This window comes from Delftia sp. S65 (genome assembly GCF_016516495.1).
Taxonomy (GTDB): Bacteria; Pseudomonadota; Gammaproteobacteria; order Burkholderiales; family Burkholderiaceae_C; genus Comamonas; species Comamonas acidovorans.
This window is the reverse complement of record NZ_JACVUR010000006.1, coordinates 1-16,356: the sequence shown is the minus strand read 5'-3', so window position 1 is coordinate 16,356 and position 16,356 is coordinate 1. Positions and strand designations below refer to the sequence as shown.

At 68.9% G+C, this 16,356-nt stretch carries 13 protein-coding genes; 3 read left to right on the top strand and 10 right to left on the bottom strand.

Features of this window, described 5'->3' with window-relative positions:
• Positions 1-11: 11 nt before the first annotated feature.
• From IAE24_RS07530 to IAE24_RS07510, 5 genes are all read right to left on the bottom strand, one after another.
• Positions 12-209 carry a hypothetical protein gene (locus tag IAE24_RS07530; RefSeq protein ID WP_063327065.1) on the bottom strand — a complete coding sequence of 66 codons (198 nt, stop codon included), beginning with the start codon at positions 207-209 and terminating at the stop codon, positions 12-14.
• Positions 206-1,348: a PepSY-associated TM helix domain-containing protein gene (locus IAE24_RS07525; RefSeq protein ID WP_198818821.1), complete on the bottom strand. Its 1,143-nt coding sequence runs from the start codon at positions 1,346-1,348 to the stop codon at positions 206-208. Before IAE24_RS07525 ends, IAE24_RS07530 begins: the two co-directional genes overlap by 4 nt.
• Before the next feature lie 99 nt (positions 1,349-1,447).
• Entirely contained in the window at positions 1,448-3,616 is a 2,169-nt protein-coding gene (locus tag IAE24_RS07520) for a TonB-dependent receptor (RefSeq protein ID WP_043796444.1), read from the bottom strand.
• A 100-nt stretch (positions 3,617-3,716) separates the two neighbouring features.
• Positions 3,717-6,251, bottom strand: coding sequence for a TonB-dependent siderophore receptor (locus IAE24_RS07515; RefSeq protein ID WP_200016361.1), 2,535 nt, complete (start codon positions 6,249-6,251; stop codon positions 3,717-3,719).
• A gap of 169 nt (positions 6,252-6,420) precedes the next feature.
• Positions 6,421-7,617 (bottom strand): MFS transporter, encoded by a 1,197-nt coding sequence (locus IAE24_RS07510; RefSeq protein WP_043825292.1) that lies wholly within the window; start codon positions 7,615-7,617, stop codon positions 6,421-6,423.
• Between the two features lie 95 nt (positions 7,618-7,712).
• Here IAE24_RS07510 and IAE24_RS07505 point away from each other — a divergent pair, with 95 nt between their 5' ends.
• A complete protein-coding gene (locus IAE24_RS07505) occupies positions 7,713-8,300 on the top strand; it encodes a TetR/AcrR family transcriptional regulator (protein ID WP_012203814.1) in 588 nt (195 codons plus the stop codon).
• Here IAE24_RS07505 and IAE24_RS07500 read toward each other — a convergent pair.
• A complete protein-coding gene (locus IAE24_RS07500; RefSeq protein WP_071954537.1) occupies positions 8,297-9,676 on the bottom strand; it encodes an aminotransferase-like domain-containing protein in 1,380 nt (459 codons plus the stop codon). The two genes, IAE24_RS07505 and IAE24_RS07500, sit on opposite strands and share 4 nt — an antisense overlap.
• 123 nt (positions 9,677-9,799) lie before the next feature.
• On the opposite strand from IAE24_RS07500, the gene IAE24_RS07495 reads away from it, so the two are divergent.
• Positions 9,800-10,663, top strand: coding sequence for a DMT family transporter (locus IAE24_RS07495; RefSeq protein WP_199962528.1), 864 nt, complete (start codon positions 9,800-9,802; stop codon positions 10,661-10,663).
• 62 nt (positions 10,664-10,725) lie between these two features.
• Here IAE24_RS07495 and IAE24_RS07490 read toward each other — a convergent pair whose 3' ends face one another.
• Complete coding sequence (locus IAE24_RS07490; RefSeq protein ID WP_199962527.1) at positions 10,726-11,655, bottom strand: tripartite tricarboxylate transporter substrate binding protein; 930 nt, start codon at positions 11,653-11,655, stop codon at positions 10,726-10,728.
• Between the two features lie 3 nt (positions 11,656-11,658).
• Positions 11,659-12,588: a LysR family transcriptional regulator gene (locus IAE24_RS07485; RefSeq protein ID WP_013803867.1), complete on the bottom strand. Its 930-nt coding sequence runs from the start codon at positions 12,586-12,588 to the stop codon at positions 11,659-11,661.
• A 145-nt stretch (positions 12,589-12,733) separates the two neighbouring features.
• Between IAE24_RS07485 and IAE24_RS07480 the strand changes: the two genes are divergently transcribed.
• Positions 12,734-14,122 (top strand): hypothetical protein, encoded by a 1,389-nt coding sequence (locus tag IAE24_RS07480; protein ID WP_199962526.1) that lies wholly within the window; start codon positions 12,734-12,736, stop codon positions 14,120-14,122.
• A gap of 343 nt (positions 14,123-14,465) precedes the next feature.
• Here IAE24_RS07480 and IAE24_RS07475 read toward each other — a convergent pair whose 3' ends face one another.
• Both IAE24_RS07475 and IAE24_RS07470 read right to left on the bottom strand, forming a co-directional pair.
• Positions 14,466-15,356 carry a LysR substrate-binding domain-containing protein gene (locus IAE24_RS07475; RefSeq protein WP_013803865.1) on the bottom strand — a complete coding sequence of 297 codons (891 nt, stop codon included), beginning with the start codon at positions 15,354-15,356 and terminating at the stop codon, positions 14,466-14,468.
• A 64-nt stretch (positions 15,357-15,420) separates the two neighbouring features.
• Positions 15,421-15,819 carry a hypothetical protein gene (locus tag IAE24_RS07470; protein WP_199962525.1) on the bottom strand — a complete coding sequence of 133 codons (399 nt, stop codon included), beginning with the start codon at positions 15,817-15,819 and terminating at the stop codon, positions 15,421-15,423.
• Positions 15,820-16,356 lie beyond the last annotated feature (537 nt).

Genomic DNA, 16,356 nt, shown 5'->3' with positions numbered 1-16,356 from the left:
CCATCCCGCCGTCATTGCGGCGGGCTGCGCCGCACCCAGCCGTGCCAGATTCCCGCCGCCGTGGGAATGGCCAGGCAGACGCCGGCCAGCATGTCGCCAAGGCCGCCGTCGCTGAACAGGGCCGAGACCAGGCCGATGGCCGTCAGCACGCCCAGCGCGATGGGCCAGCCCCAGAGGGCGAGAAAGCCCCGGTGTTGCGCGCCGCTCATGCCGTGATCTCCTTGCCGCGCGGCGCGGGTTGCGGGGCCGGCACGCTCTTGCCCTTTTTGACCCACAGGTACAGGCCCGTGCCCAGCACGATGATGCTGGCGATGTCCAGCAGCGCCCAGAGGATCTGCATGGCCCGCCCGCCGTAGTCGCCGAAGTGCAGCGGCTGGGACACCAGCAGCGCCGTCAGATACCAGGGCAGGGCGGGCGCGGCCGTGACCTGGGCGGTCTTGGCGTCCACCAGCACGGGCAGGAACAGGCGCGAGGTCAGGGGCTCGTTGCCACGCAGGAAGAAGGTGTGGTGGTGCGGGCTGGAGAACGTGGTGCCGGGGAAGGCGATGAAGTACAGCTTGGTGCCCGGCACCTGCTGCTGGGCGGCCTGCAGCGATTGCTGCAGCGAGGCGCGCTCCGCCACCGGCACCGTGTCCTGGCCCTGGTAGGGCGCCAGCACGCTGCTGAGCTGGTCATGCTGCCAGTACTTGATCAGCAGGTCGGCCCAGGTATTGATCATGCCGGTGGCGCCCACCACGAACAGCCACACCAGGGTGACGATGCCCAGCAGGTTGTGCAGGTCCAGCCACTTCAGGCGCGGCTGGCGCGTGCGGCGCACGGTGCCGAAATCGAGCTTGCGCATGAAGGGCGCGTACAGCACCACGCCGCTGACGATGGCGATCAGCAGCAGCAGCCCCATGAGGCCCAGGAACAGCTTGCCCGGCAGGCCCGCGAACAGGTCCACGTGCAGCTTGAACATGACCCACATGAAGCCCTGGTCGAAGCGCGGCTGGGCCAGCAGCTCGGCCGTGCGCGCATCGATGACCACGGAGCGGAAGTCGTCCGTGGGCGCCGGCGTGGGCGTCATGGTGACGAACCAGAGGTCATCGGTGTCGTCGGACTTGGAGACGAACTGCACCACGCGGTCCGGGTGCTGGGCGCGGGCCACCTCCAGCACCTTGTCCAGGCTGGCATGGGGCGTGCCCTGGGGCATGGGCGGGGCCTCCACCTCGGTGCCCAGCAGGTGGCCGATTTCGTGGTGGAAGATCAGCGGAAGGCCGGTCAGGCACAGCAGCAGCATGAAGACGGTGCAGACCAGGCTGCTCCATTTGTGCAACCAGGCCCAGGTCTTGATCGTGTGGCTTTGCATGGGGTGTTTTTTCTCTGACAGAAGGGGGCCTGGGGCCCCCGCCATCACCGCGCCCCCGGCGCCATGCCGGGGGCGGGGCGGTTGCCGGTGGCCGGGGGCTTAGAAGTCCACTTGTGCCGACAGCATCAGCGTGCGCGGCGCGCCCGTGGTGGTGTAGCCGGCGGCAGTCACCCAGTAGCTCTTGTTGCTGACGTTCTCCAGGCTGGCGCGCAGCACCACCGGCTTGCCGGCCACGTGGGTGCGCAGGCGTGCGCCCAGGTCCAGGCGTGTCCAGCCGGGCATGCGCAGGATGTTGGCCGCGTCGTAGTACATGGACGAGGTGTGGATCACGCGGCCGTTCAGGCTCAGGCCCTCCACCCAGGGCGTATCCCAGTCCAGGCCCAGGTTGAAGGTGCGCTCGGGCACGCCGTTGGCATCGTTGCCCTGGTTCACGCCGCCTGCCGTGCGCGAGAGCTTGGCGTTGTTGAAGGCCGCGCTGGCCAGCAGGCGCAGACCCTTGTGGATCTCGCCGTAGGCGGTCAGCTCCAGGCCGCGGTTGCGCGTCTCGCCGCCGAAGCTGTAGACATTGGTCACCGGGTCGGTCATGGAGCCCGGGCGCTGGATCTGGTAGAGCGCGGCCTGCGTGGTCATGCGGCCCCAGTCCACCTTCACGCCCACTTCGTACTGCTTGGACTTCTGCGGCGCGAACACCTGGCCGGCATTGGCCGTGTTGGGCCCGGCCGTGCCGCCTGCCGACAGGCCAGCTGTGTAGTTGGCGTAGACCGAGACATTGTTCTGCGGCTTGAACACCACGCCGGCCAGCGGCGTCACGGCGCTGGCCTTGTACAGCGTGGTGCCGCTGGCGTTCTTCTGGTCGATGGTCTGGTCGCGCAGGCCCACGGTCACCAGCACGCGGTCGCTGAACAGCGCCATGGTGTCGGCCAGCGCCAGGCTGTGCTGCGTCAGCTCGGCGTTCTTGGTGGGCGCGCCGCGCACGAAGTCGATGGCAGGCAGGGGCGAGGGGTTGTAGATGTTGGAGGGGACGGCTTTGGTGGTCAGCTGGTAGAAGTAGCCGCTCTCGCGGTCCATGTAGTTGGCCGCGGCCACCACGGTGTGGCCGATGGCGCCGGTCTTGAAGCGCGTGCGCAGGCCCACGTCGGCCGAGGTGGTCTTGTTGAACTCGTCGTAGAAGCCGTTGCGCACCGTGAAGTTGCCCAGCGAGTCGATGCGCTGCACGGCCGTGGGGAAGCTCTGGTCGCTGGACACATCGCTGTAGCCCACGCCGCCGTAGACGGAGGTGTTGGCGTTGATGTCGTATTCCACGCGCGAGATCACGGTCTTGGCCTTGTCCAGCAGCTCCGTGCCCGGATTGAAGTTGGTGCGGCTGTCGGGCACGGCGGGCACCTGGGTGATGCCGGCCAGGAAGGCGCTTTGCGGGCGGAATTCCGTGGTCTTGCCGCTGGTGGTCAGCGCGTCCAGCGACCAGCGCAGGCCCTGGCCTTCGTAGTCCAGGCCGACCGATGCCAGGCCCAGGCGCTGGCGGCCGCCGTCGATATTGCCTTCGCCGTTGCGCCACACGCCATTCACGCGCACGCCCCACTGGTTGTCTTCGCCAAAGCGGCGGCCCACGTCCAGGTGGGTGCCGAACTGGGCCTTGCCCATGTAGGTGGCGGTCAGGCGGTTCAGCGGCACGTCGCCCGCGCGCTTGGTCACCACGTTGATGCTGCCGCCGATGCTGCCGCTGGGACCCACGCCATTGGTCAGCGAGCCGGGGCCCTTGAGCACTTCCACGCGCTCGATCACCTCCAGCGGCAGGCGCGTGGAGGGCGACAGGCCGTACAGGCCGTTCACCGACACATCGCGCATGGACAGGGAAAAGCCCCGTACCTGGAAGTCATCGCCATAGCCGCCGCGCGCCTGCAGCGTGCGCACCGAGGCGTCGTTCATCACCACGTCGGCGATGGTCAGCGCCTGCTGGTTCTCGATCAGCTCCGAGGTGTAGTTGGTCGTGCTGAAGGGCACGTTCATCTGGTCGGTCTTGCCCAGGATGCCCAGGTCGCCGCCGCGCGCGATCTGGCCGCCGGCATAGGTCTTTTGCAGTCCGCCAATGGCCTCGGCCTGGTCGCTCACCGTCACCTCCTTGAGGGCCGGGCCCTCGGCCGTCTGGGCCGCCACGCCCACGGCGGCCAGGGCCAGGCCGGCGCCCAGGCATTGGCGGATCAGGCGCGTGAGGGGGTGGGGAGCGAAGCGGAAGTCCGCAGGAGTGCTGTGGTGCGTCATGGCAGTCATGTGCAAAGGTTGGAAAAAGCGGGAGGAAAAACCGTGAAGAAAAACCGGGAAGAAAAGCCGGGAAGAAAAGCCGGGAGGGGAGGGCAGGCCGGCCGTGGCCCTAGAAGCGCGCGCGCAGCGACACCGTGACGTTGCGCGGATCGCCGTAGTAGTTGTTGAAGTAGGTGCTGTTGGGCGAGAACTTGGCGTAGTAGCGCTTGTCCAGCAGGTTGCTCACGTTCAGCTGCAGCGAGTAGGTGTCGTCCAGGCGGTAGGCCAGCAGCGCGTCAAAAAGCGCATAGCCACCCTGGCGGGTGGTGACATCGCCCACGCTGGCGTAGGCATCGCTTTGCAGCCGCACGCCGGCGCCTGCGGTCCATCCCTGCAAGGGCCCCTTGAAGCGGTGGCTGGCAAACAGGCGCAGCGCATGGCGCGGGTCCACGGGCCGCAGCGGCTGGCCCACGTTGGCCTCGGAGGCGTCGCGCAGGTACCTGGCCTGGGTGTAGGTGTAGCCGGCCAGCACCTGCCAGCCTGGCGCGGGCTCGCCGGACAGCTCCAGCTCCCAGCCCTGGCTGCGGCTCTTGCCGCCGGCCATGAAGCAGTGGCTGGTCGGGTAGTACGGCAGGCAGGGCATGGCCGATGCCGTGTCCTGCATGGCGCTGCCCACGCGCTGGATGCGGAACAACGACACGCTGGCCTGCAGCCGGCCGTCCATGAAACTGCCCTTGAGCCCGGCCTCCAGGTCCTCGCCCCGGGCGGGCGCCAGGATGCTGCCATCGGCGGCCTTCTTGTCCTGGGGGCTGAAGATCTCGCTGTAGCTGGCATAGGCGTCGAGCGTGTCCGACAGCGCATGCACCAGGCCCGCATAGGGCGTCAGCTCGCGGCGCACGCTGTAGCCGCTTTGGGCATTGCCGGGTTCGAGATAGCTCCACCAGCTCAGGCGCGCGCCGGCAATGGCGGTGAGCGAGTCGGTCAGCGACAGCCGGGCCCGCGCGAATCCGCCGTACTGGTGGATGTGGGACACGGGCGATGAATAGGCGTTGCCGTTGCCCTCGCTGTAGAACGGCTCGGGATAGCTGGTGTACGGATTCCAGCCGCGGATGTCCACATTGCGCAGCGGGCTCACGCCCCAGTAGCCCGTGGCGCCCGTGCTGCGGATGCGCTGCAGGTCGGCGCCCAGCGACAGCTCGTGCCTGCGGCCCAGGGCCTCGAAGGGGCCGCTGGCCAGCAGGCTCAGCGCGTTCTGCGTGCTGCCGTCGCCGCCATAGATGGAGGTGCTCACGTCGAACAGATAGGGATTGCTGTCGCTGGCCCTGGAAAACGAGGTCTGCTTGAACCCGTCCGACCGAAAGCGCGTGTGCGCCGCCTGGGCCTTCAGTTGCCAGCCGCTGTCCAGCCGGTGCTCCAGCTCGGCAAAGGCCTGCTGGTTGTGGCGGTTCCAGGTATTCCAGGGCGTGCCCAGGTAGGTGCTGCGCGGCAGGCCGAGCTGGCTGCCGTCGGCGGCGGCAGGCAGGCCGCCCCAGGAGCCCGTGGCCTGCAGGTCCGTGTGCTGCAGGCCGGCGGTGAGCGTGGTGCGCGGCCCCAGGTCCGCCTCCAGCACGCCGTACAGGCCCAGGCGCTTTTCCTTGCGCGCGGTCTGGAACGATGCCTTGTCGTCCGCCAGCGCCACCAGCCGGCCGCGCAGCGTGCCGGCTGCGTTCAGCGGGCCGGACAGGTCGGCCTCCATGCGCTGGCGGTCCCAGGAACCCAGCGTCAGCGCGGCCGAGCCCTGCCATTGCGCCGTGGGCCGCTTGCGCACCATGTTCACCATGGCCGAGGGCGAGCCCGCGCCACGCAGCAGGCCCGTGGCGCCGCGCAGCACCTCCACGCGGTCCAGCATGGCCGTATCGGGCTGGATGAAGGTGGAGGCCGAGGCCACCTGGTTCACATTGAGCCCGTCCACCTGCAGCGAATCGATCTGGTAGCCGCGCGAGTAATAGGCGATGCGCTCGCTGTCGATGTACTCCACCGTCACGCCCGGCGTGTGCTGCAGCACGGAATGCAGGTCGGGCAGGGCCTGCTCGTCCAGCCACTGGCGCGTGAGCACGGTCACGGGCTGCGGAATATCGCGCACCGATTGCAGCCCCTTGTAGCCCGTGACCAGGCTGGCCGCGTAGCTGTCCGATGCCTCGGTCGTGGCACTGGCCGGCGCCGTGGCCCGGACCGTGACCGTGCCCAGCGTCTGCCCGCCCGTGCCCGAGGCCGCCGCTGGCAGTGGCCGCAGCGTATAGACGCCGCTGGACTCGCGCACCGCCTGCAGCGCCGTGCCCTGCAGCAGCCTGGCAAAACCGTCTTCCACGCCATAGCTGCCCTGCAGCCCCGGGGACTGCAGCCGGCCCAGCTGCGCGGCATCAAACGACAGCGCAACGCCAGCCTGGTTGGCGTATTGCGCGATCACATGCGTGAGCGGGCCGGCCGCAATCGAAAAGCTGCGCTGGCCGGCTTGGGCGGCCTGGGCGGCCTGGGCGGACGGCGCCGCATGGACGCAGTCCGCTGCCGTGGCAACCAGCATCGCCACCCCCAGCACCGCTGCCACCCCAGCCATCCCCATGGACGCAGGCCAGCCCCGTGCGGCTGCAAGGCCGTCCTGGGGCTGGTGGGGGAGGGTGCGGGGCATGGGGCTGGGAAAAGTGGTGTGACTCCCCGTATGCCGAACAAGCCCTGCCCATCCTGCAAGTTCGGCTGGACTTTTTTTGCGCCGCCGCTGAGATTTTCTCCGTTATTTCCCGTTGATCACCAGGTGGAATAAGGCTGGATTGCTATGGTTTTATTTTTCAATCAATGCCTCAGGACACCACCACCGGCCTGGGCTGGCGCGTCCCCGCCAGCGCCAGGCCCGCGAACAGCATCAGCATCAGGCCGTAGGCATAGGTGACCGGCAACAGGCCGAAGCGCGCGGCGGCCATGCCCGCCGCGATGGCCGGCACGCTGAACGCCAGGTAGCTGGCGATGTAGATGGCCGAGATCAGGGCGCCGCGCTCGTGCGGCTCGGCCAGCGGGATCACGCTGCGCAGCGCGCCCTGGAAGCCCACGCCGAAGCCCGCGCCCGCCACCACCGAGGCGCCCAGCACCAGGGGCAGGCTTTGCAGATGGGCGCCGACCAGCAGCAGGGCCACCCCGGCCAGCAGGCCGCTGCCGCCGAACTGCAGCATGGCACGCGGCGCGCGGCTGCGCAGCGTCCAGATGGCGGCGGCGGCGCTCAGCGTGTTGATGCACACGGCAAAGCTGGCGGCGATCTCCGAGCCCGTGACCGAGCGGATCATCGACGGGCCCAGCGACAGGTAAAAGCCCCCCAGCGCCCACACCGTGATGCTCATGGGCAGCACGCGCATGAAGTCGGCCCGGGCCTGGCCCGGAATCCGCACGCGCGGGCGCATGGCGGCCAGTGCGCCGGGGCGGCGCGCGCCCGTCTCGGGCAGCACGGCCATGGCGGCGGCCACGGCCACGAAGATCAGCGCCATGAGCCAGAACACCAGGCCCAGCTGCTGGCGCCACAGCTGCGCGAACTCGCCCGCCACGACAATGCCCGCCGCCATGCCGACCATGGGTGCCATGGTGCTCACCAGCGTGCCGCGCTCGCGGTGCAGGTCCAGCAGCGCCGCGCCCATGGCCGCACTGGCCATGCCGGTGGCAAAGCCTTGCAGCACGCGCGCCAGCACCAGGGCCTGCACGTCGCCCGCGCGGGCGAACACCGCCAGCGAGACGATCTCCAGCACCAGCGCCGCCAGGATCACGGGCTTGCGGCCCAGGTGGTCCGACAGCGCGCCCGTGGTGAGCAGGGCCAGCAGCAGGCTCAGCGCATAGACCGCGAAGACCAGAGTCAGCATGCCGGAGGAAAAGCCCCAGTCATGCTGGTAGAGCCGGTACAGCGGCGTGGGCGCGCTGGAGGCCGCGAAGAAGCTGCCCAGGCCGAAGGCCAGGACGGCCAGGCTGCGGCCGGGCCGGGCAGCGGGAGTGGAGTTGGATGGTTGCAGTACCGACATGGTTAAGAGCCCTGCTGCACAATTAATGCAAAGTTTTTGCGTTAGCGAATTCTGCGCTTGTGCGCTGCTAACGCAAATTTTTAGCTTTAATAACCATGAGCACGCAAGTCCCATCCCTTTCCAAAACAGGCGGTCCCGCCCGTCCCGGCGGACGCAGCGCGCGCATCCAGGCCACGGTCTACCAGACCGTCAAGGGCCTGCTGGAAACCATGCCGCGAGAGGAATTGAGCTTTCCGCTCATCGCCGCCCAGGCGGGCGTGACGCCGTCCACCCTCTACCGGCGCTGGGGCGACATACAGCAGCTGCTGGCCGATGTGGCCGTGGAAATCATCCGGCCCACGGCGCCGCCGCTGGACACGGGCACGCTGGAGGGCGACCTGCTGGCCTGGGCCGAGCAGTTCCTGGAGGAATCGGCCTCGCCGCTGGGCCGCACCATGCTGCGCGACATGGCCGCCGCAGCGGGCAACGAGCACACGCCCTGCGCCTGCGTGGAAATCCTGCGCGGGCAACTGGCGCAGATCGGCGAGCGCGCAGCGCGGCGTGGCGAGGCGATGCCCGCTGCGGACACCCTGATCGACGCGCTGGCCGCACCCATCGTCTACCGCGTGCTGTTCGACCTGCCGCCGTCCCTGGAACACGTGCAGGCGCGGGTGCGCGGCCTGCTGCAGGCTGAAACGGCCTAGCCCTTCAGCGCCCGCGCCAGCACCTCGAAGATCCGCGCATCCGAGCACTGCGCCACATTGAAGCGCAGGAAATCGCCTGCGCTCTGCGACTGGCTGAAGGCATTGCCGGGCGCCAGCACCACGCCATCTTCCAGGCAGGTGCGCGCAAGCGCCGTGGCATCCATGCCCCCGGGCAACTGGCACCACAGGAACATGCCTGCCTGCGGCACCAGCCAGGGCTTCATGCCCAGGGCCTGCAGCCGCGCGGCCGTGCGTTCCATCTCCTGCGCCAGCCGCAGCCGCACGGACTCCATGTGCCTGCGGTAGCCGCTGTCGGTCAGCGTGCGCAGCACGATGTCGGCGGCCATGCGCCCGCCGCCGAAGTTGGTGGCGATCTTCAGGTCCGCCAGGTCCTGCGTCCAGTCGGGCCGCGCCGCGATGAAGCCGCAGCGCAGCGAGGCCGACACCGTCTTGGAGAAGCTGCCGATCTGGATCACGCGCGACAGGCCGTCGAAGGCCGCCAGCCGGGGCGCCGCATGGGTCTCCAGGTCGCAGAAGATGTCGTCCTCCACGATCACCAGGTCCGAGCTGTCGGCCAGCTTCAGGATGCGGTGCGCCACCAGTGGCGACAGCGTGGCGCCCGTCGGGTTGTGGATGGCCGAATTGGTGATGTACAGGCGTGGCGAATGGGCCTGCAGCGCGTCGGCGAACCGGGCCACGTCGGGCCCCTGCGGCGTGTAGGGCACGCTCACGGCCTGCACGCGGTGCGCCTTGAGCAGCGCATGGAAATTGAAATAGCAGGGGTCGTCGATCAGTACCGTATCGCCGGGCTCCAGCAGGAAACGGCAGACCAGGTCGATGGAGTGCGTGCCAGACTCCGTCAGCAGGATCTGCTCGGGCGAAGTCTCCAGCCCCATGGCGGCCATGCGCCGCGCCAGCAGGCGGCGCAGTGCCGGGTGGCCCAGCGGCGTTGCGTACTCCGTCAGCTCCAGCGTGCCCGAGCGCGCCAGGGAGCGCAGCGCGCGGCGCACGCCTTCCTCGTACAGCCATGAAGGCGGCAGCCAGCCGCAGCCCGGCTTGAGCGCGTGGGCATCTGCCTGCAGCGACTGGCGGGCCAGCCACAGGGGGTCGACCTGCCTGTCCACGCGCGGCCCGATACCGCCCAGCGCCAGCGGCGCCACCGGCCCCGCCACATAAAAGCCCGAGCCCGGGCGCGAGGCGATCACCCCCTCGGCCGCCAGCCGCTCATAGGCCTCCACCACCGTGGACACCGACACCTGCATGGCCTGCGCCTGCGCGCGCACCGAGGGCAGGCGCGTGCCGGGCAGATAGGTGCGCGCGGCGATGCGCGACTGGATCTCTTCCATCACCGCCTGGATGCGTGTGCCGCTGCGCATGGCTGTTCTCTCTTCTGTAGTGGATTTTTGTGCATAACAGTTCTTTTGAATTGTATTGGACTGTCTATGGAAGATCCGGCCGTGCAATGGCCCACTGCCTGCTGCAAACCAAGGAGCTTTTTGATGGACAAGACAAGCAGCGGGTGGATCAACGGATTCATCGGCGTGGCGATCTTTGCGGGATCGCTGCCGGCCACCCGCGTGGCGGTCGCCGACCTGAACCCCACCTTCCTGACCTGTGCGCGCGCCAGCATCGCGGCATTGCTGGCCCTGGCCATGCTGCTGGCGCTGCGCCAGCCCCGGCCCGCGCGTGCCGACATGCCTTCGCTGGCGCTGAGCGCGCTGGGCGGCGTGGTGGGCTTTCCGCTGCTGACCGCGCTGGCGCTGCAGTACGTCACCTCGGCGCATTCCATCGTCTTCGTGGGCCTGCTGCCCCTGTCCACGGCCGTGTTCGCCGTGCTGCGCGGCGGCGAACGCCCGCGCCCGGCGTTCTGGCTGTTCTCGCTGGCGGGCGCGGCCTTCGTGGCCGGCTATGCGGCCGTGGGCGGGGCCGGGGGCTCGCTGCGCGGCGATCTGCTCATGCTGGCCGCCATCATCGTCTGCGGCCTGGGCTATGCCGAGGGCGCGCGCCTGTCCCGCACGCTGGGCGGCTGGCAGGTCATCAGCTGGTCGCTGGTGCTGGCCCTGCCCGTCATGCTGCCGGCCGCCCTGCTCAGCATGCCGGCATCGCTGGCCGATGTGGGCCGGCCTGCATGGCTGGGCCTGGCCTATGTCTCGCTGTTCAGCATGCTCATCGGCTTTGTGTTCTGGTACCGGGGCCTGGCGCAGGGCGGCATTGCGGCCGTGGGCCAGATCCAGCTGCTGCAGCCCTTCATGGGCCTGGGCCTGGCGGCCCTGCTGCTGCACGAGCAGGTGAGCTGGGGCATGGTGCTGGTCACCATGGCCGCCGTGGTCTGCGTGGCCGGGGCGAAGAAGTACGCGCGCTGAGCCCGTCCGGCGTGGTGCAGGGCGTGGTGCAGGGCGTGGTGCGGGGGAGCGATGCAGGGCGGTCAGCGCCCGGCCTCGCGCATCACCTGCTGCGCGAACTCTGCGGCCGAACCCTCGAACGGCTGGTTGCTGGCCGCCTCCAGCCGGCTGCGGATGGCCGGCGCGCGCAGCGCCTGGGCCACCGCAGCATTGATGCGCTGGGCCAGCGCTGGCGCCATCTGCGTCGGCGCGAACAGGCCGAACAGCGAATCCAGGTTGGCCTGCGCATGGCCCAGCTGCGCCAGCGTGGGCACATCGGGCAGGGCTGCCAGCCGCTGCGGCGCGCCCACGGCCAGGGCCTTGAGGCGGCCCGCGCGCAGCGCCTGCAGCTGCAGCGGCGCCACATTGGTGGACAGCAGCTCGAAATGCCCGGCCAGCGCATCGTTGAGCTGCTGGCCCCCGCCCTTGTAGGGCACATGCACGATGGGAATGCGCGTGGCCTGCGCTATGCGCTGCAGCACGGCGTGGCCCGTCGTGCCCTCGCCCGTGGTGGCCCAGCGTATGCCGCCGGGCATGCCGCGCGCCTCGGCCAGCATGCCCTCGAAATCTGCGGCCTTCAGCGCCGGCGTGCCCACCAGCAGCATGGGCGTGCGCATCACGCCGGCCACGGGCGTCACGGAGGCTGCGGCCAGGCCCACGGCGGTGGCGGCGGCAAAGACCAGGGTGCGGCCGTCTGGCGCGCTGCGCGCCAGCAGCTCCAGCGCCACGGTGCCGCTGGCGCCGGGGCGGTTGTCCACGATCACGGCCGTGCCCCATTGCTGCGCCAGTTGCTCGGCCAGGGCGCGGGCCACCATGTCGCTGACACCGCCTGCGGGGTAGGCCACCACGATCCGCACGCTGGCGCCCGGCCAGGCGGGCCGGGCCGGCAATGCCTGGGCGGGCCAGGCCAGCGCGCAGGCAGCCGCCGCCAGCAGGGCGCGCCGGCCGGTATCGGTGCCTTGCGGTGCCCGCATGCCTCAGCCGCCCGGCGCCTGGTGGCGCTGCGCCAGCTCGCGCGCCAGGGCGATGAAGGTGGCCGCGGGTCCTGCACCGCCGGTTTCCGTGCCGGCCTCGCGGTGCACCAGGGTGAGCGGGGCGCTCAGCCGCACGGCGGGCTCGAAGGCGCGGTAGACCACGGCCTCGGGATGGGCGCCGCGCACCGAGGCCGGCACGATGGACAGGCCCACGCCCGCCGCCACCAGGTTCACATTGGTCATCATGCGTTCCACCTCGGCGGCCACCTCCACCTGTACCTTGTGCCGGGCGCACAGCGCCAGCAGGTTCGCATACAGCCCCGGCGCGCCCGTGCGCCGCACAAGGATCAGGCGCTCGCCATCGAGCTGCCTGAGCGCCACGGGCTTCGATGCATCGCGCGCCAGGCGATGGTCCACGGGAATGGCCAGCAGCGCGGGCTCCTGCAGCAGCGTCTCGAACACCAGGCCTTCGGGCCGGGCCACCGGTACGCGCAGAAAGCCGCAGTGCATGCGCCCGGCCTGCACGGCCTCGGTGATCTCGGCGGCATTGTTCTCGCTCACATCCAGCGCAATGTCGGGATGGCGGCCACGGCACAGGCGCAGCACCTCGGGCGTGAAGGCATGGGCCGCCGCCGAGCTGGTGAAGCCCACATGGATGCGCCCGCGCTCGCCGCGCGCAAAGGCCTGCATGCGGTCGCGCATGGCGGTGAAGTCGGCCAGCAGCCGCGTGGCCTCGCCCTGCAGCTCCAGGCCCGCGTCGGTCAGGTCCACGCCCTTGGGGTGGCGCCGGAACAGGGCAATGCCCAGCTCCTCCTCCAGCGCGCGGATCTGCTGCGACAGCGGCGGCTGCTGCATGCCCAGCAGCTCGGCCGCGCGCGTGATGTGGCCGGTATCGGCCACGGCCAGGAAGTAACGGAGATGGCGCAGTTCCATATATGTGAAAAGTATCCAGCCGATATCCTAAAAATCTTTGAAATATTGGACAAGCCTCTACAGAATCCGATCCAGTCACCGATGCGACCGCTTGCCGCGGCGCGGCAGGTGACTTCCAACAAGAAGCCAAGACAGGAGACAAGACATGCAAGCATCCGCGTATTTCCCCCTGCGTCCCGCCAGCGCCTCGCTGCTGGCCGCGCTCGCCCTGGCCGGCTGCGGCGGCGGCTCGGCCGTGCTGCACGGGCCGGTCACCTCCATCGAGACCGCGCCCAAGAGCACGGCCTGCCCCGCCGAGATTCCTGCAGGCATCAGCTGCTGGACCGGGCAGGACTCCAAGGGCGCCTACTACCTGATCGCCAAGCCCGCGCAGTGGAACGGCACCCTCGTGCTGCACGCCCACGGCGGCCCGGACCTGGCCGCGCCCACCGCCGACCGTGCGGCCGAAGACCTGGTGCGCTGGTCCATCATGGTGCGCGCAGGCTACGCCTGGGCTGGCTCCACCTACCGCCAGGGCGGCGTGGAAGTGCGCGCCGCCGCCGAGGACACCGAGCGCCTGCGCGGCATCTTCCGCCAGCATGTGGCCAAGCCGCAGCGCACCATCCTGCACGGCCAGTCCTGGGGTGCGGGCGTGGCGGCCAAGGGCGCGGAAATGTTCAACGAGCAGACCGTGGGCGAACGCCCCTATGACGGCGTGCTGCTGACCAGCGGCGTGCTGGGCGGCGGCACCCATGCCTATGACTTCCGCACCGATCTGCGCGTGGTCTACCAGTACCTGTGCGCCAACCACCCGCGCCCCAGTGAGCCGCAGTACGCGCTCAACCTGGGCCTGCCCGCAGACGCCAAGATGCGCCAGGCCGACGTGGCCCTGCGCGTGAACGAATGCCTGGCGCTGGACAAGCCCGCCGCCCAGCGCACGGCCGCGCAGCAGGCGAAGATCGACACCATCACCAAGGTCATCAAGATCCCCGAAAGCGCCATCCAGTCGCACATGAACTGGGGCACCATGCACTTCCAGGACATCTCGGCCAAGCGCACGGGCGGCGCCAGCCCCTTCGGCAACGAGGGTGCGGTCTATGCGGGCTCGGCCGACGATGCCGCACTCAATGCCAGCGTGCTGCGCTACCGCGCCGACCCTGCGGCCTACCGCAAGTTCGCCGATGACACCGACCCTGTGGGCAGGATTGGCGTGCCGGTCCTCTCTGCCAAGTGGATCAGCGACCCTACGGCCTTCGTGGAGCTGGATGCGCGGTTTCGTTCGGTGATGCAGCAGGGCGGCAGCGGGGACCGGCTGGTGCAGACCTTTACGCGGCAGGGGACGCACAGCTATATCAGCGATGCGACCTATCCCACGTTGATGACTGCGTTGATGCAGTGGGTGGAGGCGGGGGTGAAGCCGACTGCGGCGGGGATTGCTACGGCCTGTTCTGCTAATGAGGCCAAGTTTGGGGTGGGGTGTAGTTTTGATGCGGCTTATGTGCCGGCTTCTTTGACTACTCGGGTGCCTGAGAGGCAGCGGCCTTCTTTGCAGTGAGCGGGTTTTTGACCCTGCCGGGAGGTGTTTTTTCGAGGCCGGGTTTCGGCCCGGCAGCCGACCTACCTTCTTTTGCTTCGCCAAAAGAACGTAGGCCAAGAAAAGGCGACCCGGATGTCCGCGACCCCTTCGCTTCGCTGCGGGGCAACCTGCGTCGTGGCGGTTGCGGGGTTCGCCGTGAAACTCACTTCGCGCTGCGCGCTACGTTCAAACATCACGGCGAGTCAGATCACGAAGCAAGCCTGTCCTTCGGCAGGCTTGCAACCCCGCAACCGCCACGCCGCAGGCGCTGACATACGGGGAGTTTGCTCGGGCCTTTGCTTCGCTCGGCCTGGTGTTTTTTTTAGCGGGGCATGTTGGTTCTTGTGGCGGGGGCCAGTTGCGCCGCGAACTCGCGCGCGGCCGCACTGTAGCTGGCGCCTCGGCGCCACAGCAGGCCTGCCGTGCGGATGAGCTGGGGGGCGACCAGGTGGATGGCCACCATGTCCGTGGCCTGCTGGGCGGCGCGCTCGGGGACGATGGTGGCCATGTCGCCCCAGCGGCACAGCGCGATCAGCGATTCCACCGAGCCCATTTCCGCGCGCAGCAAGGGCGTGACGCCTGCGGTGCGCAGCCCGTCCTCGATCAGGCTGCGCGTGTAGAACGTGCGCGGCAGCAGGGCCAGGGGCACGCCGGTCAGCGACTTGACGGACAGCGTGCGGCGCCCGGCCAGCGGATGCGATGGGTTGACCAGCAGCATCATGCGTTCGTCGAACAGCGGCAGCGCGTCCAGCTCGGCGCGCTGGGGCGGGTGAAAGCTCACGCCCAGGTCCAGGCTGCCGTCCAGCAATCCCTGCTCCACGGGCGGGGCCAGCAGCTCGATCACCACCACGTTGACCTTGGGATAGGCACGCATGAAAGCCGCCACGGCCGGGGCGACCAGGGTGTTGAGGAAGGTGGGAATCACGCCGATGGTCAGCGTGCCGGTCTGCAGCTCGCTGAGGTCGGCCAGCGCCATGCGCCCGGCCTCCACCTCATGCAGCGCACGCTCCGCATAGTTGCGGAACACCACGCCCGCCTGCGACAGCTTCAGCCCCCGGCCAATGCGCTCGAACAGCGCCATGCCCAGCTCCTCTTCCAGCTGGCGCAGCCCATGCGAGAGCGTGGACTGCGTGACATAGAGGTTTCTGGCCGATGTCGTCAGGTGCTCGGTCTTGGCGATATCGACAAAGTAGCGCAGCTGGCGCAGTTCCATGGGTGAAGGCAAGGGGGTGTTCGGCGGGCCAGTTTCTCACAGAGATACGGGCGCGCCGCACAGTTCACTCGCCGTCGTCCTGGTCCACGAACTCCACCAGCTCCGGCAGCATCTCCAGCTGCTGGATGGCGTCCTTGAGCCGCAGGCCGAAGCGTGACTGAGGCCGCCCGAAGGCGCCCTGCGCCAGCCGCAGCGCCGCCGTTGCCTTGATCCACTCCACCTCGAAGGCATAGCGGTCCGCATGCTGCTGGTCACTCATGCGCTTGATGTGCTCCAGCGCCAGCTCCACGGCGCAGTCCACATCGACTTCGCTGTCGTCCCTGTCGGGATCATCGACCATCAGTTCGATCAACTGCTGCAGCGTGCTCTGCACCAGGCCCAGCGAGGCGTGCATGGCCTGCCGCCAGGTGGGCAGAAGGGGTGGTTGGGGAGAGGTCGCCTGAGCGGCGATGAGAGGGTGCATAACTTGGTTCCTGTATGAAACAAAGGCCCCGCTCTAGGTGGGTGCTGCAACCTCTACGTGCTGGTGTTACGACACACCAAGCCTTTCGGCTCGCCGCAAGTTTAACGGCGCGTATCAAGAAACCAGGCCGAGCGCAGCGAAGGCCCGCAACAACTCCCGTATGTCAGCGCCTGCGTCGGGCCGCCTGCGGGGTTGCAGTCCTGCCGAAGGACAGGACTGCTTCGTGATCTGACTCGCTGCGGTTGTCTGAGCGGAGTTCACGCAGTGAACGCAGCGAGTTCCGCAGCGAACCCCGCAGGTGGCCCGACGCAGGTTGCCCCGCAGCGAAGCGAAGGGGTCGCGGACATTCGGGTCGTCTTTCTTTTGCCTCCTTTTCTTTGACGAATCAAAGAAAAGGAGGTCGGCCGCCGGGCCGAAACCCGGCCTCGAAAAACAACCCCCCGGCAGGGACAAAAAACAGCACCTGACCAAGACCAGACCAGACCAGCTGTCACACCCCTGTAAACCCCCACCAACAAACTCCCCCCCTTCACCACC